Raw genomic sequence first — 24,326 nt, forward strand, 5'->3', positions numbered from 1 at the left:
CGGTCAGCGTCCTTCTTCGATCCAGGTGGCCTGAGGGCCGTCGAGCACGATGTCCCAGGCGTAGCCCATGGAGAACTCCGGCACGGACAGGCTGTGGTCGTAGGTCGCGACCAGCCGCTGCCGGGCCGCGTCGTCCGTCACCGACTGGATGATCGGGTCGTAGGGGAACAGCGGGTCGTTGGGGAAGTACATCTGCGTCACGAGCCGTTGGGTGAAGGCCGAGCCGAAGAGTGAGAAGTGGATGTGGGCCGGCCGCCAGGCGTTGACGTGCTGGCGCCAGGGGTAGGGGCCCGGCTGGATCGTCGTGAAGTGGTAGTGCCCGTCGTCGTCGGTCAGGGTGCGGCCGACGCCGGTGAAGTTCGGGTCCAGGGGCGCGTCGTGCTGCTCGCGCTGGTGGGCGTAGCGGCCGGCCGAGTTGGACTGCCAGATCTCGACCAGCTGGCCGCGCAGCGGGCGCCCGGCGCGGTCGAGGAGTCGGCCGGAGACGGTGATGCGCTCACCGATCGGCTCCCCGTCGTGCTGGCGGGTGAGGTCGTTGTCGATCTCGGTGATGTCCCGTTCCCCGAAGGCGGGGGAGGCCAGCTCCACCAGCTCCGGGTCCTTGGTGACGTCGATCCCGATGGGCGGCTGCTTGGGGTGCCGCAGCACCGAGGACCGGTACGGGGCGTAGTCCCGGCGCGGCTGGTGCTCCACGGGCCCGCCGTCGGCGACGCGCTTGGCGTAGGCGGCGTGTTCGGCGGCGATCTCCTGGTCGATGTCCGCTTGGGTGAGAGTCATGGCGGTTCCTGACGTCTTGTCGGTCTCGTCGAGGTCAAAGTCAAGGCCGGGGCCGGGGAGCAGGAGCCCGGTCCGCCTGGGTCGTCTCGGCAATTTAGTCAGCACACTGAGTATTTGGGGGAAGGTTCATTCACGCTGCCACCTCGTCGGCTCCCTCGTCAAGGGCTGAGGGGGTGGCCATATCGCTTGTGTGCGGCCATCTGGACACACTCCGGCCGATGGCGGATGATTATTCAGTGCACGTACGAATCGTTACGGATGCTCTCTGGCTGATGGCTGATGGCTGATGGCTGATGGCTGAGGGGCGACGGATGGCGGGTGGCGGTGCACGGGTGTCCCACTCATCGAGTCGAGGAGCGAACATGGCCGCGGTGGACCTCTCCGCCCATCCCGGGCACCTCGCCCGGCGGCTGCAGCAGGCCCACTACCTGCTGTGGAACGCGATGGTCTCCGAGGAGATCACCTCGCCGCAGTTCGCCGTCCTCAACACGCTCGTCGCCGAGCCGGGGCTCGACCAGCGCACGGTGGGGGAGCGGGTGGGACTCGACCGTTCGACGATGTCCGAGGTCATCAGCCGGCTCGGGCGCCGGGGTCTTCTCGACAAGGTGCGCGACCCGCAGGACGGGCGCCGGTTCCTGCTCCGGCTCACGGAGGACGGCGTGCGGACGCACCGCAGGCTCACGGTCCGGACGGCCCGGATGAACCAGGTGTTCCTGGCGCCGTTGTCGGCGGACGAGCAGGACCTGTTCTTCGAGCTGATCCGCCGGGTCGCCGACGCGGCGGAGGAACTGCGCAGCCCGGCCGAGCCCTCGGGCGCCCGGTAGTCTCACGCCTTCGCGTACACCACCCACACCTGCCCCCGTGCGAAGTCCATCGGCGCGCCGTCCGTCGTCGTGAAGGTCGTGCCGTCCGTCGCGGTCTCACGCTCCCAGCGTGCGTCGAAGACCCGGCCGTCCCGCAGGACCTCCGCCCGGCCCGAGCCGACCGTCTCCGTGTACGGGGTGTTGTTGCCCAGGTAGTCGTGGAAGCGGGAGGCGCGGATCGTCACGTGCTGGACGACGACCGTGGCCGGGGCGACCCGGGCGCCGTCGGTGGTGATCGTCGGAGTGCCGTCCATCGAGACCTGCCAGCGGTGGCTGTCCCCGGACCAGGTGAAGGTGAAGCGGGCGGCCGGATAGCGGACGGTGCGGGAGTCCTCGGGTGTGCCGCCCTCGGGGGCGGGGCCGTAGCGGAAGCCGGTGGTCAGGGCGTCGGCGCCGGGCGGTGAGCCGACCAGCTTCCCGGGGCGCAGATACAGGTTGTGCGGGGCCGGCTTCTCGTCGCCGCGGAAGTACGCGTCGCCGGCGTCCTCGGGGGTCTCCGCGTGCAGGGGTGCCCGGTCTATCAGCGGCAGGAGCTTGCTCTGCGCGCCCGAGAAGGCCAGGGTCGGCTCGTGGAACTGGCGCAGCAGCTCCAGGTCGGACTCCCGGGCGCTGCGCACCGGGCCGACGCTCGCGGGGAACTTCGTCGCGTACACGGCCATCAGCCGGCTGAGGCCGCCCTCGACCTGCTCGGCGTAGACCACGTCGGCGGCGTCGAGGCCGGTCTGGGGTCGGGCGGCGGAGACGTTGTCGATCTTCACCGCGAGCACGGAGCCCACGGGCGACGCGCCGGACCGGTCGTCCCGGCTGCTGTCGCCGCGCCCGCGCCCGTCGTCGCCGTCCGGGCCGGTCGCGGTGCAGCCCGCCAGCAGGGCGGCCGCGGCCAGGGCGGCGAGCAGTGCCCCCGTCGTCGCGCGGCGCCCCGCCCGCGCCCGCGGTTTTCTGCCGGTCGTACTCGTCTCGTCCATGATGTCTTCGATTGTGCGCTTATTGGTTGATGGATGGCCATACCGGTTCGTTTCTGACTGGTTCGGGGGTGAGGTGTCGGGTACCCGTGCGGAACTCGCCGGCCGAAGCAGGAAACGGAGTGTGGGCGCGATGAAGGCAGTGACGTGGCAGGGCAAGCGGGACGTACGCGTGGAGACCGTGCCCGATCCGGTGATCCAGGAGCCGACGGACGCGGTCATCCGGATCACATCCACCGGGCTCTGTGGCTCCGACCTGCACCTGTACGAGGTACTGACCCCGTTCATGACGCCGGGCGACATCCTCGGGCACGAACCCATGGGCATCGTCGAGGAGGTCGGCGCCGGGGTGCCCGACCTGGCGGTCGGGGACCGGGTGGTCGTGCCGTTCCAGATCGCCTGCGGCGCCTGCTGGATGTGTCTGACGGGCCTTCCCACCCAGTGCGAGACCACCCAGTGCACCGGCGAGGGCATGGGGGCGGCCCTCTTCGGCTACACCCGGCTGTACGGTGCCGTCCCGGGCGCCCAGGCCGAGTACCTGCGCGTTCCTCAGGCACAGTTCGGGCCGATCAAGGTGCCGCAGGGACCGCCCGACGACCGCTTCCTGTACCTCTCCGACGTCCTCCCCACCGCCTGGCAGGCCGTCGAGTACGCGCACATCCCGCCCGGCGGCAGTGTCGCCGTGCTCGGTCTCGGCCCCATCGGGGACATGGCCTGCCGGGTCGCCCTGGAGCGCGGAGCCGAGCAGGTGTTCGGTATCGACCTGGTGTCCGAGCGGCTGCGCCGTGCCCGTGAGCGGGGTGTCGAGACGTTCGACCTGCGGGACTACGAGGACGAGAAGGACCTGGTCGGCGCGGTCCAGGACCGCACCGCCGGACGGGGTCCCGACTCGGTGATCGACGCCGTCGGTACCGAGGCCCACGGGAGCGCGGCAGCCCGGCTCGTCCAGAACACGGCCGGACATCTGCCGCGCGCGCTCGGCGCGCGCGTCGCCGAACACTTCAGCGTGGACCGGCTGGCGGCGCTCTACACGGCCATCCACCTCGTACGACGCGGCGGCACCATCTCGCTCTCCGGCGTCTACGGCGGCAAGGTCGACCCGCTGCCGCTGCTGACCATGTTCGACAAGCAGATCCGGCTGCGCATGGGTCAGGCGAACGTCCGCACCTGGACCGACGACATCCTGCCCCTGCTCACGGACGGCGACCCCCTCGGCGTCGACGACTTCGCCACCCACCGGGTGCCGCTCAGCGACGCCCCGCGCGCGTACGAGATGTTCCAGCGCAAGGAGGACGGGGCGGTCAAGGTCGTGATGGAGCCCTGACCGAACCGGCGCACGTGCCCGCCCGTACCTCCGGCCCGGGGCCTCCCTCCGTCAGGGGCCGGTGCCGGGGCCGAGGATCTCCGCCAGGTCGTAGGTGACCGGCTCCTCCAACTGCCCGTAGGTGCAGCTCTCCGCCGTGCGGTCCGGGCGCCAGCGGCGGAAGCGTGCCGTGTGGCGGAAGCGGACGCCGTTCTCCATGTGGTCGTACGCGACCTCGGCGACCCGCTCGGGCCGCAGTGGCACCCAGGAGAAATCCTTCTTCGCCGACCACCGGCTCGGAGCCCCTGGCAGCCGGGCCGTCTCGTGCGCCGCCTCCTGTGACCAGGCCGCCCAGGGGTGCTGCCGGGCGTCCTCCAGGCGCCACGGCTCCAGCTCCTCCACCAGCTCCACGCGCCGCTTCATGGTGAAGGCCGCGCAGACGCCGATGTGCTGGAGGGAGCCGCCGGCGTCGTACAGGCCCAGGAGCAGGGAGCCGACCACCGGCCCGCTCTTGTGGAAGCGGTAGCCGGCGACCACCACGTCCGCCGTCCGCTCGTGCTTGATCTTGAACATGGCCCGTTCGTCCTGCCGGTAGCGCAGATCGAGCGGCTTGGCGATCACCCCGTCCAGGCCCGCCCCCTCGTACTGCTCGAACCACCGCTCGGCCAGCTCACGATCGGTGGTCGCCGGAGCGACGTGCACCGGGGCCGTCACCCCGGACAGGGCCAGCTCCAGCAGCGCGCGCCGGTCGGTGAGCGGGACGTCGAGCAGCGACTCGTCGTGCAGCGCGAGCAGGTCGAAGGCCACGAACGAGGCCGGAGTCGTCTCCGCCAGCATCCGGACGCGGGAGTCGGCGGGGTGGATACGCTCGGTCAGGGCGTCGAAGTCCAGGTGCCCGCCCCGGACGATGACGACCTCGCCGTCCAGCACGCAGCGCTCCGGCAACCGCTCCCGCAGGGCTTCCACCAGCTCGGGGAAATACCGGGTCAGCGTCTTGCCCGTACGGCTGCCGATCTCCACCTCGGCGCCGTCGCGGAACACGATCGCCCGGAACCCGTCCCACTTCGCCTCGTAGTGCATGGCCGGCGGGATCTTCGCCACGGACTTGGCGAGCATCGGTTTCACGGGCGGCATCACCGGAAGATCCATGGTCCGATTCTGCGACCGCGGTGCGGGCGCCGCGCGGTGGAATACGCCGGGTATGCGGCCTTCCTCCGCTCCGCCTACCGTGGCTCGCATGGGCGAAGCGGTGGAGCTGGAGGCGGCGGGGCGGACGGTACGGCTGTCCAGTCCCGGAAAGATCTTCTTCCCGGAACGTGGTTTCACCAAGCTGGACCTCGCCCGCTACTACATCGCCGTGGGCCCCGGCATCCTGCGCGCCCTGCGCGACCGGCCCACCACGCTGGAGCGCTACCCGGAGGGGGTGACGGGCGAGAACTTCTTCCAGAAGCGGGCCCCCAAGAACATGCCCGACTGGATCCCCACCGCCCACATCACCTTCCCCAGCGGCCGCAGCGCCGACGAGATGTGCCCCACCGAGCTCGCCGCCGTCGTGTGGGCCGCCCAGTTCGGCACGCTCACCTTCCACCCGTGGCCGGTCCGCCGCGCCTACGTCGACCGCCCCGACGAACTCCGGATCGACCTCGACCCCCAGCCCGGCACCGACTACGCGGACGCGGTCCGCGCGGCGCACGAGCTGCGCGAGGTGCTGCACGAGTACGGCGGGCTGCGCGGCTGGCCCAAGACCTCCGGCGGCCGGGGCCTGCACGTCTTCGTGCCGATCAGGCCCGACTGGACCTTCACCCAGGTGCGCCGGTCCGCCATCGCCGTGGCCCGCGAACTGGAGCGCAGGATGCCCGAACAGGTGACCACGGCCTGGTGGAAGGAGGAGCGCGGCGCGAAGATCTTCGTCGACTACAACCAGACCGCCCGCGACCGCACCATCGCCTCCGCCTACTCCGTACGGCCCCACCCGCACGCGCCCGTCTCCGCCCCCCTCACCTGGGACGAGGTCGGGGTCGCCGTGCCGCGCGACTTCGACCTGGGGACGATGCCGTCGCGATTCGCCGAGGTCGGGGACGTCCACGCCGGCATGGACGAGCACGCGTTCTCCCTGGAAGCGCTGCTGGAACTGGCGGCGCGCGACGAACACGACCACGGGCTGGGGGACCTGCCGTATCCGCCGGAGTACCCGAAGATGCCGGGGGAGCCGAAGCGGGTGCAGCCGAGCCGGGCGAAGAAGACGTGACGGCGGCCCGCACCCGGCGCGGATACGGGCCACCGACGTCCCCCACGGTTCCTTGACGCCGACGTTGTCCACGTTCCTTGACGCCGACGCTGTCTACAGTTCCTTGATGCGGATGTCCCGGTAGGAGACCACATCCGTCGTGCCGTGCACCTGGAGGCCCAGGTAGCCGGAGGCGAACCGGCGTCCGTCCGTGCCCGGGTCGTCCGCGCGCGGCGGGCTGAAGTCCTGGCCACCGGTGTTGTCGAACTCGTTGATCAGGACGCCGTTGCGGTAGACCGCGTAGTGCTGGTCGACCACGCGGATCTCGTAGTCGTTCCAGGTGCCCTTCTGGGTGACGCCCGCACCGGCGAGCCCCACCCTGTCGAAGCCGTAGACCGACCCGGTCTTGTACATGTCGCCGTCGGGACGGTCGAAGACCTGGACCTCGTGGCCGTACTTGATGGCCACCCACTCCGGCCGAGGCTCCTCCGGGTGGTCGTGGACCCCGGGGAAGCGGACGAACACACCGGAGTTGGCGTTGCCCGTGCCGGGAGCGTCGTCACGCCACTGCAGGCGCAGCGAGAAGTCGCCGTACTTCCGCTCGGGGAACCACAGCATGCCGAGCCCGGCCTTCGTGGTGCCGGAGGTGATCGAGCCGTCCGCGTTCCGTTCGAACGAACCTCCGCCCACCTGCTGCCACTTGGCGAACGACTCGGCCGTGCCGTCGAGGATGGTGCGATAGCCCTCGGTCTGGCCGGGCCTTCCGATGCCGGACTCCGCCGCCGCCTCCCGCACCGCGGTGCGCTCGCGCGGGTCGAGGACGCCTTGCCTGAACAGTCTGTCGAGGACGGTGTCCACGTGCTTCAGGAACAGGGCGTGGGACGTCCACTCCTTCTCGTCCTCGATCAACTCGTTGATCCGGCACCGGTTGTCGGTGACCCGGTTCGGCACCCCCGAGTCGACCGTGCCGACGAAGACCGTCAACCTCTCGTCGTACTCGGCGCAGTTGGGGGCGGGAACCCCGCCGCCCGCGACGACGGTGAAGCTCACCGAGCGCGCGGCGGCCGTGTTGCCCGCCTTGTCGCTCGCCCGGTAGGCCACCGTGTGGGTGCCCGCGCGGTCGACCAGCACGGGCGCGGTGTAGGCGAGATAGGGGCCGCCGTCCAGCGAGTACTCGACCGCGGCGACGCCCGAGCCGCCGTGGTCGGTGGCGCTGACGGTGACCTTCGCACTCCTGAGGTACGCGCCGGCGGAGTTCCGGTCGCCCTCGACGGTCGCGCCCGTCACCGGGGGAGTCCTGTCCTCGGCGGGCGGTGCCACGACGGTGAAGCCGACGTTCTTCTCGGCCGCGACGTTCCCCGCCCTGTCCGTGGCCCGGTACCGCACCTTGTGCGTGCCGGTCTCGTGCACCATCACCGGTGCGGTGTACGGCAGCCAGGCCCCCGAGTCGCCGAGCGCGTACTCGATGGTGTTGACGCCCGATCCGGTGTCCGACGCGGAGACGGTGACCGTCGCCATGGACACGTAGTCGCCCTGCGGGTTCTTCTCGCCGGCCACCGTCGCGGAGGTCTCCGGCGCCGTGGTGTCGTCCGTGGGCGGTGCCACGACCGTGAACCCGACGCGCTTCTCGGCCGCCGTGTTGCCGGCCTTGTCGACCGCCCGGTAGCGCACCGTGTGCGTGCCGACCCGGTCGATCACCACGGGTGTGGTGTACGGCAGCCAGGCGCCGGTGTCGCCGAGCGCGTACTCGATCCGCTCGACCCCGGAGCCGCCCGGGTCGGTCGCCTTCACGGTCACCGACGCGGAACCGACGTACGCGCCCTCGGAGTTCCGCGTCCCCGTGACCTCGGCCGATGTCTCCGGCGCGGTCGTGTCCTCGCCGGTTCCCTCCGTCACCACCAGGATGCCCTGCATCTGGCCGTGCCCGGGGATCGTGCAGTAGTAGCGGTAGCGGCCGGGGGTGAGCGTGACCTCGGCGGTGTGCCGGCCGCCCTGGTCGTCGCCGGGGTTGGCGAGGATGTTGAGCGGCACGTCGTTGTTGTACTCCGGGTCGGAGACGTCGAACGTCAACGTGTGTGGCATCCCCAGGGTGTTGCCGGTCGCCCTGCTGTTCTCGAACACGAGGGTGGTGGGGCCCGCCACCGCGGTCCGCGGGGCCGTCAGGTACTTGGTGATGTCGTCACCGGCCGTCCACGTGAGCACCTGGGCGGCGGCCCGCTCCCGCGCTCCTTCCGTACGGCCGGACGCGGGCGTCGACGTCAGCCCGACCACCGTCAGCAGGACCGCCAGCAGGGCCGCCCACACACGTCTGCTCCGCATCACTCCGCCTTCCTCGCCAGCTCGTCGGCGGCCGGCGTCGGACCGCCGCCCGTGTAGGTGACACGCCACAGCGCCGACCTGGCGTCCGACGTGAAGAACCCGCGTCCGTAGTCGAGGACGTACAGCGCGCCGTCCGGTCCGAACTTCCAGTCCATGAGGTTCCTGATGCCGTCGGCCCCGACCGGCACGATCCTCTTCAGCGACTCCGCGTGGACCGGGAGTCCGCCGTCGCCCTGGTTCTTCGGGTCCATGACCACCGCGTGGCGCGGCTGGTCGGCGTCGTAGAAGTCGCCGACGAACCACTTGCCGTCCCAGTAGGCGGGCCAGCGGACCGTGTCGTCGCCCGACGCGGAGTACCGGTAGACCGGCCCGTTCATCGTGGCCTGGCCGCCGCCCTTGAGCCACGGCAGCAGGTACGTCGCCTCCTCGTTCTTGTAGGAGGGGATGCCGTTCGCGTCCCGGGGGAAGTCGGGGGCGCCTCCCTGCGGTGCGTACCAGATGTTGTTGCCGGTCACCGGGGGCAGGTTGACGAGACCGTCGTTGTTCGGGGACTCGTTCTTCGGGTGGTCGCAGTCGTACCAGCCCAGCGGCTTCGACGGGTCCGGCAGACCGCGGTCCCGGTAGGGCTGCCTGTTGCCCATGCAGTACGGCCAGCCCCGGTTGCCGGCCTCGGTGATCGCGGCGAAGGTGTCGTACTTGGCGGGGCCCCAGGTCGTCGACGGCGTGCTCGCGTCCGGGCCGACCCAGCCGGCGTAGAGGACGTCCGTCTGCCGGTCGACGAAGATCCGGGCGGGGTTCCTGACGCCCATCACATAGATCTCACCGCGTGTCTTGCCGCCGCCCTCGGCGGTCTCCCTGCCGGTGAAGAGGTTGCCCGGGGGCAGGGTGTAGGTGCCGTCGGGCTCCGGATGGATGCGCAGGATCTTGCCGTTGAGGTTGTTGGTGTTGCCGGCGGTGCGGCGCGCGTCGGCGAACGACAGCCCCTTGTAGTTCGGTTCGGGGTTGTTGCCGGAGTAACCGCCGCTGAACCCGCTGGAGTTGTTGTCACCGGTGGCGATGTACAGGTTGCCTTGGGAGTCCCAGGTCATCCCGCCGCCCGCGTGGCAGCAGCTGTGGATCTGCACCGGCCACTTGAGCAGGGTCTTCTCGCTGCCCAGGTCCAGCTTGTTGGTCGCGAGGTCGAGGGTGAAGCGGGAGACGCGGCGCTCGGCCGTCCGGGTGGCACGGTCGATCCGCGAGTGCGGCGTGTAGTGCAGGTACACCCAGCCGTTCTGCTGGAAGCCCGGGTCCAGCTCGATGCCCAGCAGGCCCTCCTCGACCTTGATCAGCTCGTCTCCGCCGCCCTTGTTGCCGAAGACGGTGAGCGCGCCCGCGAGGGTGACCTTCTTCGTCCTCGGGTCGTAGACGTGGATCTCGCCCTGGCCCTTGCCGATGTCGGGGTTGTTCCAGTCGGTGACCACCGGCCGGGTCGAGTCGGCGCCGCCCCGGCCGATGTACAGGACCCGTCCGTCGGGCGCGGTGACCAGGCCGTGCGGCTCGCCGATCTGGTCGTTCTGCCCCGGCTGATTGGGCCGGGTCAGCCGCTCGGCCCTGTAGTGGGCGTCGATGGTGGCCTTGCAGTCGGCCCGGGCCAGCCGGGACGTCCACAGCAGGGCGCCGCGCAGATGGCCGCGGAAGTCGGTCTCGTCGTACGCCGAGACGGTTCCGCCCATCCCCGTGTAGAAGGAACGGCCGCCGTCGTAGTCACGGCACCAGCTCACCGGGTGGTCCCAGCCGTTGGCGCCGGCTCCCGGCTGGTACGTGGACTCGCGGACCCGGGCGACGGTGTGCACGGTCCCGGACGGGTTCTTCGTCCAGTTGAGCCACTTGTCGGGCCGCTTCCACCGCACCGGCAGGTCCTTGGTGGCAGGGTGTCGCCGGTCGCCCACCTCGACGGTCGCCCGCTGTACGGTCGTGGGGCTGGACGCGGCCGGGCGGGCGCCGATCAGGCCCGTGAACCAGTCCGAGTACGGCTCGGCGCGGGCCGCGTCATGGACGCCGACGAAACCGCCGCCCGCCTCCATGTAGCTCTCCAGCCCCGCCTCCTGCTCGGGGTCGAGGACGTCACCGCCGCCGGTGAGGAAGACGACGGCGTTGAATCCGCTCAGCCGGCTCGCGTCGGTGAAGACGGACGCGTCGCCGGTGGCGACGACCCCGAACCGTTCGGAGGCCGGCCCCGACAGGCCGATCCGCTCGATCGCCTCGATCCCGGCGTTCACCACGGGCGACTCGTCCCCGGCCGCCGCGGAGCCGTGGAAGATCAGGACCCGGGGGCCGGAGCCGCCCGGCGGCGACGTGATCGACATCGTTGTCGGCGGCGGTTCCGGAGCCTGACCGGCATGGGCCGCGGGGCCCGACAGCAGGCCCGCCGTGACGACCGAAGCGGTCAGCGTGGCCGCCCAGGTCCGTCTCCTGGTGTCGCTCAACCCTCGTAAGTACATGGGCACCTCCTCGGTCACAGCAACAGCGCCATGGAAGCTAGCCCTCATTTGCGCGGCTCGCCAAGACCTATGACCGGAATGGTGCGAACTTTGTCCTGGGTGTGGAGAAACCGCTGGCGTGCCGCTACCGTCGCACAGGCTGATCACAGACGCGTCTCCGCAAGATCCGTATGAGCGTGGGGAGTTCCGCATGGACGCGATGGACAGACGAGGCTTCAACCGGCGGGTGCTGCTGGGCGGCGCGGCCGCCACGACATCGTTGTCCGTGGCCATCGAGACCGTCGCCGCCCCTGAGGCCGTGAGCGCCGCCCCCAAGGCGAGGACGGCTCCGGCGGGCGGCGAGGTCAAGCACGTCAAGATGTACGCCGAGAAGCTGGCCGACGGGCAGATGGGCTACGGCCTCGAGAAGGGCAAGGCCTCCATACCGGGCCCGCTGATCGAGCTGAACGAGGGCGACACGCTGCACATCGAGCTCGAGAACACGATGGACGTGACCGCGAGCCTGCACGTCCACGGCCTCGACTACGAGACCTCCAGCGACGGCACCAAGCTGAACAGGAGCGAGGTCGAGCCCGGCGGCACCCGCACCTACACCTGGCGCACCCACGCCCCCGGCACCCGACCGGACGGCACCTGGCGTCCGGGCAGCGCCGGCTACTGGCACTACCACGACCACGCCGTCGGCACCCCGCACGGCACGGACGGCATCCGCAAGGGGCTCTACGGTCCGGTCGTCGTCCGCCGCAAGGGCGACGTCCTGCCCGACAAGACCGTCACGGTCGTCTTCAACGACCTGCGCATCAACAACAAACCCGCCCACACCGGCCCCGACTTCGACGCCACCGTCGGTGACCGCGTCGAGTTCGTCGTCATCACGCACGGCGAGTATTACCACACCTTCCACATGCACGGGCACCGCTGGGCCGACAACCGCACCGGCACCCTCACCGGCCCCGACGACCCCAGCCAGGTCATCGACAACAAGATCGTCGGTCCCGCCGACTCCTTCGGCTTCCAGATCATCGCGGGCGAGGGCGTCGGGGCCGGCGCGTGGATGTACCACTGCCATGTCCAGAGCCACTCCGACATGGGCATGGCGGGTCTGTTCCTGGTGCGCAAGACGGACGGGACGATCCCGGGACACGAGCCGCACAAGCCGCACACGGCCGCCGATCCGGGGGAGGCCGGCACGACGGACGGGGCCGGCTCCTCCCACCACCACTGAGCCCACGACGGAGGCCACGGCGCCGCCGCGCCGGCGTCCCTAGGACACCCCGATGTCGAACACGAACCACTCGACGTACGGCTCCTCCAGGACGTACAGCCGCGGCCCCCGGCTCAGGATTCGGCGCCGTCGGTGCACGGGGGCGCCGTCCGGGCGGGTCAGGACCGCCCTGCGGGTGGTCTCGACGGAGGTGTCGGTCAGGCGCGCCAGGGTGAGCAGGTCGCGGTCGCCCCGGTAGCCGCCGAGGAACGCGACCCGCTCCTCGTGCACGGCCACGCCCCGCGCGCCGTTCACCCCCGTCGTGCGCGCGCGGAGCGGGCCGTCACCCCGGACCTCCACCAGCGGAAAGCTCGTGTACGGGTACACCCAGGTCACCGCGCGGCCCACGTTGAGGGCGTAGCAGTCGGCGATGTGGTCGACGCCCGGGGGTGGCCGGAACTCCCACAGCGGAGTGCCCGTGACGCTCCACCTGCGCGCGCCCGGCGCGCTCAGCGGGTCGCCGAAGACACCCTCGTCGAAGTAGCCGATCCACAGGTCACCGGCCTCGTCGGTCAGCAGGTGCTCGATGCCGTCCCCGACGCGGAACGTCCACGAGGGGCGGCCCAGCGCGTCGAACACCTGCACCTGCTCCTCGTCGTCGCCACTGCGTGAGTCGGCCACGACGAAGCCGCCGTCCGGGAGGGAGTCCAGCCGCGGGAAGCGGGCCGACACCGGGCCGAGCGCTGTCGTGCGGGAGCCGTCGTCCGTGATCGTGACGACCACGGCGTCGTACGGCGTCGGGGGCTTCGGATGCTCGGTCAGCAGCCAGTGGACGCCGCCGAACGCGTCGACCGTGCTGCCCCGGACGTGGAGGTCGCGGTACGCGCGCGGCAGGCGGGCGTACGGGGACAGGCGCTCAGCCCTCATGGGCCTTTCTCGTGGTCATCCCGCCATCCTCGACGAGCGAGAGCCCTGCGCGCAACGGGATTTCGGCGGCGCCGGCCGATGATCAGAGGATCGGGGAGCGCTCTCAGCGACTTCGCTCCGGGGCTATCCTGAACGCACCCGCCCCGGAGGAGAGTCCCCCAGTGACCGAGACAGTGTCGCGCCCCACGTTGGAGGCCGTGGCCGCGCGGGCCGGGGTGTCCAGGGCGACGGTCTCCCGAGTGGTCAACGGCGGCGAGGGCGTCCGGGAGGCGCTGGTCGAGCGGGTGCGCAGGGCGGTCGACGAACTCGGGTACGTGCCGAACCAGGCGGCCCGCAGCCTCGTCACCCGGCGGCACGACGCCGTGGCCGTGGTGATCGCCGAACCGGAGACCAGGGTCTTCGCCGACCCCTTCTTCGCCCTGCAACTGCGCGGCATCAGCAAGGAGTTGACCGCGCACGACTCCCAGCTCGTCCTGCTGCTCACCGAGGGCCCCGAGGACTACGCGCGCGTGGGCCGCTATCTCGCCGGTGGGCACGTCGACGGGGCGCTGGTCTTCTCGCTCCACCTGGACGACCCGCTGCCGGGGCTGATCCGGGGCGCCGGCGTCCCGACCGTGTTCGGCGGCCGGCCCGGCTGGGCGGACGGCGCGCGAGGCGCCACGCCCACCGTGTACGTCGACAGCGACAACCGGGGCGGCGCGCGGGACGCGGTACGCCATCTCGTCGGCCTCGGACGCACCCGGATCGCCCACATCACCGGGCCGCTCGACCAGACCTCCGCGGTGGACCGGCTCGACGGGTTCCGGGACGTCATGGTGGACGCCGACCCCCGGCTGATCGTCGAGGGCGACTTCACCCCGGCGGGCGGCGAGCGCGCGATGCGGGCCCTCCTCGACCGCTGCCCGGAGGTGGACGCGGTGTTCGCCGCCAACGACGTGTCGGCGGCCGGGGCGCTGCGCGTGCTGCGGGAGCGGGGGCGGCGGGTGCCCGAGGACGTCGCCGTGGTCGGCTTCGACGACATGCTCCCGGTGGCCGAGCACTCCGAACCGCCGCTGACGACGGTCCGTCAGGACATAGAGGAGATGGGCCGGTTGATGGCCCGGCTGCTGCTCCGGGGGCTGGAGCGGCGGGCGGACGGCCAACGGGGCGGCCGGAAACCGGCGGACGCGCCGACCAGCGTGATCCTGCCGACCACGCTGGTGCGACGCGCCTCCGCGTAGGAGCCCCGGCTCAGCGGACGACGCGGTCGAAGGAGAAGTGGCCGAAGCTGCTGATCTTCCGCCAGACGGCGTCCTGGCCGCGGCGGTCCTCGGATCGCGGCTCCCCGACCGGCCCCACCCGTGGTAGTAGGTCGTGCAGTCCTTCGGGGTGGCGTCGCACGTCGCCGCGCGGAACGCCGGGGCGCGGGCACGGTTCCCCGCGCACGCTCGCGTCAGTAGCCTGCGCGCATGGACCTTCTCGTCGGTGTGCTCGTGATCGTCCTGGGCCTCCCTCTGCTCGGCCTCGTGAGCCTCAAGGTCGCGAACGGCCGGCTGCAACGGACCGGTATGGCGGTCTGGTTCGTGGGCTCACCGGCCCTCCTCGTTCTCGGCGGTTGGCTGATCCACCGAGCCCTCTGAGTGTCGCGGGACCCGCTGCCGCCCCGGCCGACGGGTGCCGGCCGGGGCGGGGGTGACGGTGGGAGCGGGGGATCTCACGCGCCCACGGTCACCGTGAACCGGCGTGGGTTGCCGTCGTGGGCCGCGCCCGACACGTCCGGCTGGCCGTCGGGGCGTACGTCGTCGTAGGGAAAGGCGTATCCGATGGGCGAGTTGGCGTGCACCACGCGGGACCAGTGGTTCGTCACGGCTCCCCGGTAGTAGTCCGCCGTCGTCGTCCCGTTCGGCTGGGTGGGACGGCTGAGCATGATCGAGCGGTTGAAACCGGCGGCGAGCCTGGCGAGCAGTGCCTTCTTGGTGTCGGGATCACCGGGGTTGTTGGCGAACGGGCCGTGGTTGCAGGTGAAGATGTCCTTCGAGGTCGGCCGGGCGAAGGAGTGCCCGCCGGCGAAGGTGAGCGTGTCGCCGACGACGCGGCCGGCGAGGACGCCCCGCCCGCCCTGGAGGTCGATCCGCAGGTCCGTGCTCCGGTACTTCTCCCACACCTGGTCGATGTAGGAGTTCCAGTAGGCGCGGAACGGCATCCGGTCCGGCTGGCCGAAGTACGGCGCCATCAGGTTCTGCGGTGAGATGACCCGCAGCACCCTGCCGTCGCCGCCCCGGATGACGAGCTGGTCCCACGGCTGGCCGTCCCGCGCCGACTGCGCCACCAGGTCCGCCGCGATCCGGCCCACCGCCCCGTCGGGCAGCGGCGCGACCGTGTGCGTGCTGTCGCCCTCCAGGGTCAGCCCGATCGGCAGGGCCGTCACCAGGTCGACGTAACTGATGTTGGCGAACAGCTGCGTGGGGTTGAACGTGAACTCGCAGAACGACCAGGTCTTCCCGTAGTTCGGGTCGGCGGGCGTCGCGAAGGCGGGCTCGACCAGCGCCGGGCCCGGGTTGAGGAAGAACTGCAGGGTACTGTCGCGCACGAAGTAGATCCGGGCGCCGAACATCTGAGGAAGCGTCAGGACGGTGGGCGCCGAACCCGCCGCGCCGAGCGGGATCGCGCAGTCGACCGGCAGCGGTGTCTGCGGGGCCGCGGGCGAGGACGGCCGGTAGACGCTTCCGTCGGCCCGCAGCAGCACCCAGGCGCCCGTCGACTGCTCGTGTCCGGTGACGTACGCCCGGACCGTGCCCGGCAACGAGGCGTTGCGCAGGGCGAGTTGGCAGGTCGCGGGGGCGGCCTGGGCTGGTGCGCCGAGAGCGCCGCCGAGGGCGGTCGCGCCGACGGCGGCAGCGGTTCCGGACAGGAAGATACGGCGGGAGATCACGATGGCCTCCTGGCACGTGGGGGAGTGGAGGCACAGCGGACGGGGCCCCTGCTGTGGTGCACCCACTGTTCCCAGGGGACGTTGAGCCGTCAAGACTTATGACTGAGAGCGCTCTCAAGACTTTTGTGTCTTCATGAGGTGACGACAGGCCGAACGCTGTCCGAAGCGCGTCCCGGCGGGGTCTTCGTTCCTCATGGGCCACGCCCGGCGCGCCGTCGTGCGTCGCCGCACCGACCCCGGGGAACATCCGGGGCACGAGGCCCCGGGGACCGGTCCGGGCGGTCGTGTTGATGCCGCGTTGATCGAACGTTTTTCGGCGCGCGGCACGATGCCGGACATGCACAACGACACGATCACCCCGATCGACAGTGCCTGGCAGGAGCGGGCGCTGTGTGCGCAGACGGGGGCAGACTTCTTCTTTCCCGAGCCCGGCAGTTCGGTGCGTGAGGCGAAGCGCATCTGCGGCATGTGCGAGATGCGCACCGCGTGTCTCGACTACGCCCTGGCACACGACGAGCGGTTCGGCGTCTGGGGCGGACTCTCCGAGAAGGAGAGACTACGGCTGCGGCGCGCCGAGAACAGCTGACCCGACGGCATCGAACGCCCCGCACCCGACCGCGCCGTACCCCCGCACCCGGCCGCCCAGAACATCGCGCACCCGCCCGCTTCGACCGCCACGCACCCCACGCCCCCACCGCACCTCTCGTGAACTGCGCCCCGCCGTCGGCCGGTTGGTGATAATCCGGTGGGTCCCGTCCAGGGCGGTCGCATAGGATCCGGGGGCGCGGTTCGGACGTAGCGCAGAGGCAGGCGCACCGCCTCGGCAAGGCGGAAACACCGGTTCGAATCCGGTCGTCCGAACCGTGCTTGACATGGCGCGGGGGCACGCGGGGCGGGGGCACGCATGGGCGAGGGTGGCGGGATCACCGAGGAGGAGCTGGCGGCCTTCCACCGTACGGTCGGCCGGCTGAGAGCGCTGCCCGTGGACGACCCCGTGCGGCTGCGGACCGAGCGGGTCGCCGCCTCCTTCGTACGACACGGCTGGAAGCGCCGGCGCCAGGCGCTCGACGCCGCGCGGTCCGCCGCGGACGCCGCCGTGACGGCCGCGACCGCCACCGGTGCCCCGGAGCGGCGCGAGGACGCCCCGCTGGAGCGGCGGGCGGGCGGCGGGGGCGTGCTCCTGAAGTCGCGGCACTGTTATGTCTGCAAGGCGTCCTATCGACAGGTCGACTCCTTCTACCACCGGCTGTGCCCGGTCTGCGCCGCCGACAACACCGCGCGGCGTTCCCTGAGCACCGACCTGAGCGGCCGCCGCGTGCTGCTCACCGGCGGCCGGGTGAAGATCGGCTTCCAGCTGGCGCTGATGATGCTGCGTGACGGCGCCGACCTGCTCGTCACCAGCCGCTTCCCGCACGACACGGCACGCCGCTTCCGGGCCGAGCCCGGAGCTGACAAGTGGCTCGACCGACTGACCGTCGTCGCCGTCGACCTGCGCGACCCGCGCCAGGTGCTGGGTCTGTGCGAGCAGTTGCGGCAGGAGGGCGAGCCGCTCGACATCCTGGTGAACAACGCCGCCCAGACGGTACGACGGCCACCGGAGTCGTACGCGCTGCTGTCCGGCGGAGAGCTGGACGTCCTGCCCGAAGGGGCGCGGCAGGCACCGGGGTTCACGCCGATGCGGATGCTGGGGGACGGCGCCGCCGACCTGCCCGTCGTGCTGCGCGAGGCCGACGAGGCCGGGCTGCTGCCCGACCCCTCCCCGGAGAACTCCTGGTCAGCGCGGCTCGGTTCACTCGACCCCGCGGAAGTCCTGGAGACGCAGCTGGTCAACTCCCTCGCCCCGGCGCTCCTCTGCGACCGGCTGCTGCCGCTGCTGCTGCGGGCGCCGAGCCCGCGCCGGTACGTGGTCAACGTGACCGCCGTCGAGGGCCGTTTCGCCGTGCGCAACAAGACGGCCGGGCATCCGCACACCAACATGGCCAAGGCCGCGCTCAACATGCTCACCCGCACCAGCGCGGCCGAACTCGCCGACCAGGGCGTGCACATGTGCGCCGTCGACACGGGCTGGATCACCGACGAGAACCCGGCCCCGAAGAAACAGCGCATGGCGCGTGCCGGTTTCCGCACCCCGCTCGACATCGTCGACGGTGCGGCCCGTGTCTACGACCCGATCGTGCGCGGCGAGGCGGGCGACCCGGTGTCGGGAGTCTTCCTCAAGGACTACCGGGTGGCGGAGTGGTGAGCCGGCTCCGGGCCCTGTCGTCACCGGCCAGGACGACGAGAGGACGACGGCCGGCAGGTGCCCGGCAGGACCTGGGATGGTCCGCAAGGCGGGGCGTAGCGCAGAGGCAGGCGCGCCGGTCTCCAAAACCGGAACACGCCGGTTCGAATCCGGCCGCCCCGCCCCTCACGCCCGTCGATGCCGGTCAGGCGCCGGCGCGAGTCGCCATCCGCGCCTTGCGGGCGGCGAGCCTCTCGTCGAACTTGCTGGCCTCCGCGTCGAGGCCGCCCATGTAGAGGCCGAGCTCCTCCTGGGCCTTCATGCCCTCGGGGCCGAGGCCGTCGATCTCCATGATCTTCAGGAAGCGGATGACGGGCGCGAGGACGTCGTCGTGGTGGATGCGCATGTTGTAGATCTCGCCGATGGCCATCTGCGCGGCGGCCCGCTCGAAGCCGGGCATGCCGTGGCCGGGCATGCGGAAGTTGACGACGACGTCGCGGACGGCCTGCATGGTCAGGTCGGGGGCGAACTCGAACGCGGCCTTCAGCAGGTTCCGGTAGAAGATCATGTGCAGGTTCTCGTCGGTCGCGATGCGCGCCAGCATGCGGTCGCACACGGGATCACCGGAGTGGTGGCCGGTGTTGCGGTGCGAGACGCGGGTGGCGAGCTCCTGGAAGGCGACGTACGCGACCGTGTGGAGCATCGAGTGCCGGTTGTCCGACTCGAAGCCCTCACCCATGTGGGACATGCGGAACTCTTCGAGCTTGTCCGGGTCCACCGCGCGCGAGGCGAGCAGGTAGTCGCGCATCACGATGCCGTGCCGGCCCTCCTCCGCGGTCCAGCGGTGCACCCACGTGCCCCAGGCGCCGTCCCGCCCGAAGAGGGTGGCGATCTCGTGGTGGTAGCTCGGCAGGTTGTCCTCGGTGAGCAGGTTCACCACGAGGGCGATCCGGCCGACCTCGGTGACCTTCGACTGCCCCTTCTCCCAGGCCTCGCCGTCCTCGAAGAAGCCGGGGAAGTTGCGGCCGTCGCTCCACGGCACGTACTCGTGCGGCATCCAGTCCTTGGTGACCTTGAGATGCCGGTTGAGTTCCTTCTCGACGACTTCCTCCAGCGCATACAGCAGGCGGGCGTCGGTCCATTCGCTGGACGGGCTGCCGAGGTGAGGAGAAGTGATCGACACAGGTGCTCCAGGGGGACGAACAGGGGGCTTGTCTTCCGGCCGGCCACGGGCGGGTGACCTGAACCTACGGCATCGTAGGCTACGAATCCGTAGGTTACGATGCCGTAGGTTAAGGGTGCTGTAAAGAGCGCTGATCAGCGGGGTTCCGCAGGGCTTCGGCGGGCATGCCGAAGGCCCCGAGGACCCGCAGGTCCCGGGGCCGGGCGCGTGCGGGGATCACCCGCTCAGGCGTACAGGTCCCTCAGCCGCACCGAGAGGCACGTCACACAGCCCTCCAGCTTCTCGAACTCGCTGATGTCGACCACGACCGGCTCGTACCCGAGGTCGGAGTACAGCTCGGCCGTCTTCGGCGCGCTCGCCGCCATCAGCAGCTTGTCGCCGCCGAGGAGCACCACGTGCGCCCCGGCCTCCTCGGGCACCGGCAGGAAGCGCCCGAACAGCGAGGGCGTGTCCATCTTCGGGATGTGCCCGACGACCGTGCCGTCGGGCAGCGCGGTGACCGCCGACTTCAGATGCAGCACCTTGCTCACGGGCACGGAGACGACCCGTGCTCCCAGCGGCTCGAACGCGGCCCGCAGCTGCTGCACCCCGGCGGCGTTGGTACGCCCGCCACGGCCGACGAACACGGTGTCGCCGACCTTGAGGACGTCACCGCCCTCCAGCGTGCCGGGATCCCAGACCCAGTTCACCGAGCAGCCGAGCGCGGCCACGGCCTCCTCGGTCCCCTCGGTCTCCTTCCGCCGGGACTCGGCGCCGGGGCGCGCGATCAGGGCCACGTTCCGGTACATCACCACGGTGTCCTCGACGAACACCGAGTCCGGGCAGTCGTCGGCCGGTTCCACCTCGATGGTCTCCCAGCCGTGGTCGCGCAGGGCCTTCCCGTACGCCTCCCACTGCTCGACCGCGAGGTCGACGTCCACCTCGGTGCGTTCGAGGTGGGTGACGAGACCCTCGGCCAGGCGGGGGCCGGGACGGCGGACAAGGGCTTTCCTGCTGGGCACGTGGATGACTCCGAATCGAACGACGGTTTTCCGGCGCCCGTGAAGCGACGCCGGTCCGCCATCATGCAGCCCCGGCCCAGGCGGACAAAACCCCCGGAGCCAGGCTGTGGCCCTCCTGAGATGCTCGGCGGTGGCCGGCCCCGGCGCCGCTGCCCCCGCCGGCCGGCCCGGTTCAGCCGGCCGTCTCGATCTCCTCCGGCGTCGTCATCCGCAGTTCCCCCTCCTCCATCAGCAGCCAACGGGTGATCCCGATGGACTCCAGGAACGGCAGGTCGTGGCTGGCCACGATCAGCGCCCCCTCGTACGACTCCAGCGCGGTCGTCAGCTGCCGCACGCTCGCCATGTCGAGGTTGTTCGTCGGCTCGTCCAGCAGCAGCAGCTGCGGGGCGGGCTCGGCGAGCATCAGGGCGGCGAGGGCGGCCCGGAAGCGTTCCCCGCCGGACAGTGTGGCCGCCGGCTGGTCGGCCCGGGCGCCCCGGAACAGGAAGCGGGCGAGACGGGCCCGGACCCGGTTGTTGGTGGCGTCCGGCGCGAACCGGGCCACGTTCTCGGCGACCGTCAGCGTGTCGTCGAGGACGTCGAGCCGCTGCGGCAGGAACCGCATCGGGACGTGCGCCCTCGTCTCGCCGCTGACCGGCTCCAGCTCGCCCGCGATCGTCCGCAGCAGCGTGGTCTTGCCGGAGCCGTTCCGGCCGATCAGCGCGATCCGCTCCGGACCGCGCAGATCGAGCCCGCCCTTCACCCGGGCGCCGTACCGCAGTTCCAGGTCCAGCAGGGTGAGGACGGTGCGCCCCGGAGGCACGGCCGTGTACGGCAGCTCGACGCGGATCTCGTCCTCGTCCCGTACGGCCTCCACCGCCTCGTCGAGCCGCTCCTTCGCCCCGGCGAGCCGCTCCTCGTGCAGGATGCGGTGCTTGCCCGCGGACTCCTGGGCCGCCCGCTTGCGCAGGCCCGCGACGATCTTCGGTACCCGCTTCTGGTCCTGCATCTTCTGCCCGAACCGCTTGCGCCGGGCCAACTTGACCTGGGCGTCGACCAGTTCGCGCTTCTGCTTCTTCAGGTCGGACTCGGCGACCCGCACCATCCGTTCGGCCGCCTCCTGTTCGGTGGCGAGTGCCGCCTCGTAGGCGGAGAAGTTGCCGCCGTACCAGGTGACCTCACCGTCGTGCAGATCGGCGATCTGGTCGACCAGGTCCAGGAGTTCACGGTCGTGACTGACCACGACCATCACTCCGGACCAGGACGCGACGGCCTCGTACAGTCGGCGCCGCGCGTACAGGTCGAGGTTGTTGGTCGGCTCGTCCAGCAGGAGGACGTCGGGCCTGCGCAGCAGCAGCGCGGCCAGGCGCAGCAGCACCGACTCGCCGCCCGAGACCTCGCCGATCGTACGGTCCAGGTCGACATGGCCCAGGCCGAGCTGGCCGAGGGTCGCCAGGGCGCGCTCCTCCACGTCCCAGTCGTCGCCGACCGCCGCGAAGTGCTCCTCGGCCACGTCACCCGACTCGATGGCGTGCAGCGCGGCACGGGCGGCGGCGATACCGAGCGCCTCGTCGACCCGCAGGCCGGTGTCGAGCGTGACGTTCTGCGGGAGGTAACCGACCTCGCCGGCCACGCGGACGGTGCCGTCGGTCGGGGCGAGTTCCCCGGCGATCAGCTTCAACAGGGTCGATTTCCCTGATCCGTTGACGCCGACGAGCCCGGTCCTGCCGGGACCGAACGCGACCTGAAGATCGTCCAGGACGGGAGTGCCGTCGGGCCAGGCGAACGACAGGGACGTACAGGTGAGAGAAAGGGGAGTAGACATGAGGAACCTCGCGGGTGCGGGAAGCGGCCAGGGGCGACGCGTTCGAAACACCGCGAGGGCGACACGACGAGAGGCAGGAAGAAAGCCCGCCGCCGACAGGACGGCTCGTACGCCGAGGTCGCACGCAACGCACACACGCGGGCACCGGGATACGGCGGGGTGTGTGACGCGGTGTCTCAGGACCTCAGACGAGCAACGTCCTTCTCCAATCGACGGCAACAGGACCGTGAACCAACGTACGGAGAGGGCCGGAAGGCTGTCAACGCATTAACGCGCGGCCCGGAACCGGGCGCGCGCGTGCCGGGGAGGGGACCTCAGCAGGCGTCGCGCATCAGCTGCGCCAGGTCGTGGTCGAGGTCGACGTGGTGGTGCTCCAGGCCGAGCGGCACCAGATCGACGGTGCTGTCCAGAAAACGCCGTACCTCCCCGGCGTGGACATGCACCACGGCGGTGCCCTCGGGGGCGTGGAACTCCAGGACCAGCCGCTCGTAGCCGTACGGCCGGACGCGTACGTCCCCGTAGCCGACGGACTCCTCCATACCGGTCACCAGCAGTTCCCTGGCGAAGGTCCAACAGACCTCGACGCCCTCCAGCGTGGCGGGGGCGGGGAAGGTCATCCGGACGGCGAAGGGGTCGCGACGGTCGTAGTGGAGCGTGGCGGGAATGCTCGGCATCCGCGGCGCGGCGGCGACGAGACGGGCCTCTACGGGCTGCTCGATGACGGTGGACAACGCCTTGCTCCCTTGTGACGGGCGGACGGGCTCCGGAGTGACGGGTGGGCGGGCTCGGACGGCTGGGGCCGGGCAATGCAGAAGACGCCGGATCGGGCCGATCCGTGCACATGAGGGTCGAGTGACCTCTGTCACCGAGCCCAATCACCGACGTGATCGATTTCTCGTCCCGCGTTCGGCGGGGTATGGGAGAGGACACCGGACGCCGCCCGGCGGTTCCCGGCCGAGGCCATCTGGACGGCATCCGGCCGGTGCACTAGCTTCGCCCGCCATGAGGGGCTTGGGGCAGTCGAGACGGATGAGTCGGACGAGTCGGACGATGGCGACGGGCCTGGCCGCGGCGGCACTCGCCGCGGCCCTGGCGGTGCCCGCGCAGGCGCACGGGGAGGGCCGGCCACCGCACTGGGAACCGAAGCAGACGGGCACCGACGCGCGCTTTCGCGGGCTGGCCGCCGTCAGCCGGAACACCGCGTGGCTGGCGGGCTCCGCCGGGACGGTGCTGCGCACGCGCGACGGGGGCAGGACCTGGCGCGACGTCTCGCCGCCCGGCGCACAGGAGCTGCAGTTCCGGGACATCGAGGCGTTCGACGCCCGCCGGGCGGTCGTGCTGGCCATCGGGGAGGGCGAGGCCTCCCGCGTGTACCGCACGGACGACGGCGGTGTGACCTGGACCGAGTCCTTCCGGAACACCGATCCGCGCGCCTTCTACGACTGCCTCACCTTCTTCGACCCCCGTCACGGACTTGCCATGAGCGACCCCGTGGACGGGAAGTTCCGGATCCTGTCCACGAAGGACGGAGGCCGCTCCTGGGCGGTCCTGCCGAACCAGGGCATGCCGCCGGCGCTGGAGGGCGAGGCGGGCTTCGCCGCGAGCGGGCAGTGCCTGGTCTCCTCCGGCCCGCGGGACGTCTGGATGGCGACCGGCGGGGCCGACCGCGCGCGGGTGCTGCACTCCGCCGACCGCGGGCTGACCTGGACGGCTGCCGACACCACCGTCCCGGCCGGCGACCCGGCCCGGGGCGTCTTCGCCCTCGCCTTCCGTGACCGGGCGCACGGCGTCGCCGTCGGCGGCGACTACCGCGCCGACCAGCCGTCGCCGCAGGCCGCGGCCGTCACGGGGGACACCGGCCGCACCTGGAAGCCCGCCGCGCAGCCGCCGCCCGCCTACCGCTCCGGGGTCGCCTGGTTCCCGCACAGCCGTACGACCGCCCTCGCCGTCGGCCCCACCGGCACCGACGTCACCACCGACGGCGGCCGCACCTGGCGCACGGTCGACACCGGCTCGTACGACACCGTCGACTGCACACCCGACCGGGGCTGCTGGGCGGCGGGGGAGAAGGGACGCGTGGCCCGGCTGGAGAACTGATCGCCACGGGGTTGGTCCGGCGGTACCGGGTACTCGTGGTGTGTTCG

The 24,326-nt window shown here is 71.3% G+C and carries 20 protein-coding genes and 2 tRNA genes; 11 read left to right on the forward strand and 11 right to left on the reverse strand.

Translation table 11 applies throughout. The features are described from left to right. Positions 1–3 precede the first annotated feature (3 nt). Entirely contained in the window at positions 4–777 is a 774-nt protein-coding gene (pcaH, locus tag ACFU5F_RS08955) for a protocatechuate 3,4-dioxygenase subunit beta (RefSeq protein ID WP_383884046.1), read from the reverse strand. A gap of 362 nt (positions 778–1,139) precedes the next feature. On the opposite strand from pcaH, the gene ACFU5F_RS08960 reads away from it, so the two are divergent. Beyond that, complete coding sequence (locus tag ACFU5F_RS08960) at positions 1,140–1,601, forward strand: MarR family winged helix-turn-helix transcriptional regulator (RefSeq protein WP_383884048.1); 462 nt, start codon at positions 1,140–1,142, stop codon at positions 1,599–1,601. A 2-nt stretch (positions 1,602–1,603) separates the two neighbouring features. Here the strand turns inward: ACFU5F_RS08960 and ACFU5F_RS08965 are convergent, their stop codons facing one another. Beyond that, positions 1,604–2,605, reverse strand: a complete 1,002-nt coding sequence (locus ACFU5F_RS08965) for a DUF3048 domain-containing protein (RefSeq protein WP_383884050.1) — start codon at positions 2,603–2,605, stop codon at positions 1,604–1,606. A gap of 130 nt (positions 2,606–2,735) precedes the next feature. On the opposite strand from ACFU5F_RS08965, the gene ACFU5F_RS08970 reads away from it, so the two are divergent. Continuing rightward, positions 2,736–3,926: a zinc-dependent alcohol dehydrogenase gene (locus ACFU5F_RS08970; RefSeq protein ID WP_383884052.1), complete on the forward strand. Its 1,191-nt coding sequence runs from the start codon at positions 2,736–2,738 to the stop codon at positions 3,924–3,926. 51 nt (positions 3,927–3,977) lie between these two features. Here ACFU5F_RS08970 and ACFU5F_RS08975 read toward each other — a convergent pair whose 3' ends face one another. Then, positions 3,978–5,054 (reverse strand): ATP-dependent DNA ligase, encoded by a 1,077-nt coding sequence (locus ACFU5F_RS08975; protein ID WP_383884055.1) that lies wholly within the window; start codon positions 5,052–5,054, stop codon positions 3,978–3,980. 88 nt (positions 5,055–5,142) lie between these two features. Here ACFU5F_RS08975 and ligD point away from each other — a divergent pair, with 88 nt between their 5' ends. Then, the gene (gene ligD, locus ACFU5F_RS08980) at positions 5,143–6,153 is read left to right on the forward strand and encodes a non-homologous end-joining DNA ligase (RefSeq protein WP_383884057.1); all 1,011 of its coding nucleotides are present in this window, start codon (positions 5,143–5,145) and stop codon (positions 6,151–6,153) included. Positions 6,154–6,246: 93 nt separating this feature from the next. On the opposite strand, the gene ACFU5F_RS08985 is transcribed toward ligD, so the two are convergent. Continuing rightward, the gene (locus tag ACFU5F_RS08985) at positions 6,247–8,451 is read right to left on the reverse strand and encodes an OmpL47-type beta-barrel domain-containing protein (RefSeq protein WP_383884060.1); all 2,205 of its coding nucleotides are present in this window, start codon (positions 8,449–8,451) and stop codon (positions 6,247–6,249) included. Continuing rightward, on the reverse strand, positions 8,451–10,931 hold the full coding sequence (locus tag ACFU5F_RS08990; protein WP_383884062.1) for a ThuA domain-containing protein: 2,481 nt from the start codon (positions 10,929–10,931) through the stop codon (positions 8,451–8,453). The genes ACFU5F_RS08985 and ACFU5F_RS08990 overlap by 1 nt, the downstream gene beginning before the upstream one ends. Before the next feature lie 199 nt (positions 10,932–11,130). Between ACFU5F_RS08990 and ACFU5F_RS08995 the strand changes: the two genes are divergently transcribed. Beyond that, positions 11,131–12,156, forward strand: a complete 1,026-nt coding sequence (locus ACFU5F_RS08995; protein ID WP_383884163.1) for a multicopper oxidase domain-containing protein — start codon at positions 11,131–11,133, stop codon at positions 12,154–12,156. 39 nt (positions 12,157–12,195) lie between these two features. Here ACFU5F_RS08995 and ACFU5F_RS09000 read toward each other — a convergent pair whose 3' ends face one another. After that, positions 12,196–13,062 (reverse strand): hypothetical protein, encoded by an 867-nt coding sequence (locus ACFU5F_RS09000; protein WP_383884064.1) that lies wholly within the window; start codon positions 13,060–13,062, stop codon positions 12,196–12,198. Between the two features lie 161 nt (positions 13,063–13,223). On the opposite strand from ACFU5F_RS09000, the gene ACFU5F_RS09005 reads away from it, so the two are divergent. Continuing rightward, entirely contained in the window at positions 13,224–14,282 is a 1,059-nt protein-coding gene (locus ACFU5F_RS09005) for a LacI family DNA-binding transcriptional regulator (protein ID WP_383884067.1), read from the forward strand. Between the two features lie 228 nt (positions 14,283–14,510). Then, the gene (locus tag ACFU5F_RS09010) at positions 14,511–14,681 is read left to right on the forward strand and encodes a hypothetical protein (RefSeq protein ID WP_383884070.1); all 171 of its coding nucleotides are present in this window, start codon (positions 14,511–14,513) and stop codon (positions 14,679–14,681) included. A gap of 74 nt (positions 14,682–14,755) precedes the next feature. On the opposite strand, the gene ACFU5F_RS09015 is transcribed toward ACFU5F_RS09010, so the two are convergent. Continuing rightward, entirely contained in the window at positions 14,756–15,973 is a 1,218-nt protein-coding gene (locus tag ACFU5F_RS09015; protein WP_383884073.1) for a glycoside hydrolase family 64 protein, read from the reverse strand. A gap of 337 nt (positions 15,974–16,310) precedes the next feature. On the opposite strand from ACFU5F_RS09015, the gene ACFU5F_RS09020 reads away from it, so the two are divergent. From ACFU5F_RS09020 to ACFU5F_RS09035, 4 genes are all read left to right on the forward strand, one after another. Then, positions 16,311–16,559 carry a WhiB family transcriptional regulator gene (locus ACFU5F_RS09020; protein ID WP_383884076.1) on the forward strand — a complete coding sequence of 83 codons (249 nt, stop codon included), beginning with the start codon at positions 16,311–16,313 and terminating at the stop codon, positions 16,557–16,559. Positions 16,560–16,762: 203 nt separating this feature from the next. Continuing rightward, positions 16,763–16,834 (forward strand) — tRNA-Ala (locus ACFU5F_RS09025). A gap of 43 nt (positions 16,835–16,877) precedes the next feature. Beyond that, positions 16,878–18,215, forward strand: a complete 1,338-nt coding sequence (locus ACFU5F_RS09030; protein WP_383884079.1) for an SDR family NAD(P)-dependent oxidoreductase — start codon at positions 16,878–16,880, stop codon at positions 18,213–18,215. Positions 18,216–18,304: 89 nt separating this feature from the next. Then, a tRNA-Trp gene (locus ACFU5F_RS09035) sits at positions 18,305–18,377 on the forward strand. Between the two features lie 22 nt (positions 18,378–18,399). Here the strand turns inward: ACFU5F_RS09035 and ACFU5F_RS09040 are convergent. From ACFU5F_RS09040 to ACFU5F_RS09055, 4 genes are all read right to left on the reverse strand, one after another. Next, positions 18,400–19,377 carry an acyl-ACP desaturase gene (locus ACFU5F_RS09040; RefSeq protein WP_383884082.1) on the reverse strand — a complete coding sequence of 326 codons (978 nt, stop codon included), beginning with the start codon at positions 19,375–19,377 and terminating at the stop codon, positions 18,400–18,402. Positions 19,378–19,601: 224 nt separating this feature from the next. Further along, entirely contained in the window at positions 19,602–20,378 is a 777-nt protein-coding gene (gene ddaH / locus ACFU5F_RS09045; protein WP_383884084.1) for a dimethylargininase, read from the reverse strand. A 172-nt stretch (positions 20,379–20,550) separates the two neighbouring features. Then, the gene (locus ACFU5F_RS09050; protein WP_383884087.1) at positions 20,551–22,182 is read right to left on the reverse strand and encodes an ABC-F family ATP-binding cassette domain-containing protein; all 1,632 of its coding nucleotides are present in this window, start codon (positions 22,180–22,182) and stop codon (positions 20,551–20,553) included. A gap of 314 nt (positions 22,183–22,496) precedes the next feature. Further along, positions 22,497–22,913 carry an SsgA family sporulation/cell division regulator gene (locus ACFU5F_RS09055; protein WP_383884090.1) on the reverse strand — a complete coding sequence of 139 codons (417 nt, stop codon included), beginning with the start codon at positions 22,911–22,913 and terminating at the stop codon, positions 22,497–22,499. Positions 22,914–23,232: 319 nt separating this feature from the next. On the opposite strand from ACFU5F_RS09055, the gene ACFU5F_RS09060 reads away from it, so the two are divergent. Next, the gene (locus tag ACFU5F_RS09060) at positions 23,233–24,279 is read left to right on the forward strand and encodes a WD40/YVTN/BNR-like repeat-containing protein (protein ID WP_383884092.1); all 1,047 of its coding nucleotides are present in this window, start codon (positions 23,233–23,235) and stop codon (positions 24,277–24,279) included. The last annotated feature ends 47 nt before the right edge of the window (positions 24,280–24,326 follow it).

The organism is Streptomyces sp. NPDC057438 (genome assembly GCF_042802995.1).
GTDB lineage: Bacteria > Actinomycetota > Actinomycetes > Streptomycetales > Streptomycetaceae > Streptomyces.